The sequence below is a fragment of the Falsiroseomonas sp. E2-1-a20 genome (genome assembly GCF_051433195.1).
Classification (GTDB): Bacteria; Pseudomonadota; Alphaproteobacteria; order Acetobacterales; family Acetobacteraceae; genus Falsiroseomonas.
In genome coordinates this window covers 1-979 of record NZ_JBHMFT010000170.1, presented here as the reverse complement: position 1 = coordinate 979, position 979 = coordinate 1, and the positions used below count along the sequence as shown (strand labels likewise).

The window sequence follows — 979 nt, the reverse complement described above, 5'->3', positions numbered from 1 at the left end:
GGTGTCGGCGGGCTTGGTCCAGGCGAAAGGTTTGGCGGCCGTGTTGTGGTCGCGGATATAGCGGGTGATGGCGTCCTGTAGATCAGGGACGGATTTGAAGACGCCGCGGCGGATGCGCCTGCGGGTGATGGCCGAGAAGAAGCCCTCGACGGCGTTGATCCAGGACGCTGATGTTGGGGTGAAATGGAAGACCCAGCGTGGATGATTGGCCAGCCACTGCCGGACCTTCGGGTGCTTGTGGGTGGCGTAGTTGTCGAGAATGGCGTGGATCACCTTGCCAGCCGGAACCGCACGCTCGATGGCGTTGAGGAAGCGGACGAACTCCTTGTGGGTGTGCCGCGGCATGCAGCGGCCGACCACGGTGCCATCAAGGGTGTTGAGCGCCGCGAACAGGGTGGTGGTGCCGTTGCGTTTGTAGTCATGGGTCATCGTGCCGCACTTGCCGGGCTTCAGCGGTAGTCCGGGCTGGGTGCGGTCGAGCGCCTGGATCTGGCTTTTCTCGTCGATCGACAGCACCACCGCATGGCAGGGCGGGTCCATGTAGAGGCCGACGATGTCCTCGACCTTGTTGGCAAAGGCGGGGTCGTTCGAGCGCTTGAAGGTGCGCAGGCGGTGCGGCTGCAGGCGGTTGGTCTGCCAGATCCGCTGCACCGCGCTCAGGCTGATGCCGACCACCTTGGCCATCGCCCGGCCGGTCCAGTGCGTCACCGTCCCGGGCGGCTCCGCGCAGGTCAGGGCCAGCACCTTGGCGACCATCGCCGTGGCCAGCGGCGCCCGGCCGGGCTTGCGCGTCTTGTCGTGCAGCAGCCCGTCGACGCCCTGCTCGGCGTAGCGCCCTTGCCAGCGCCAGACCGCCGGGCGGCTGACACCCGCCCGCCGGGCCACCTCCAGAACCGCCAGCCGCTCGGCAGACAGCAGGATGATGTTGGCCCGCTGCGTATGCTTGAGCGGGCGGTTCCGGTCGCCGACGATCGCATCC

At 67.5% G+C, this 979-nt stretch carries 1 protein-coding gene; it reads right to left on the bottom strand.

Annotated features, from left to right (window positions below; translation table 11 throughout):
* Positions 1-972 (bottom strand): IS630 family transposase (locus ACFHPP_RS31180; protein ID WP_437167105.1); only part of this gene is annotated, 972 nt, incomplete at its 3' end.
* Between the last annotated feature and the right edge of the window lie 7 nt (positions 973-979).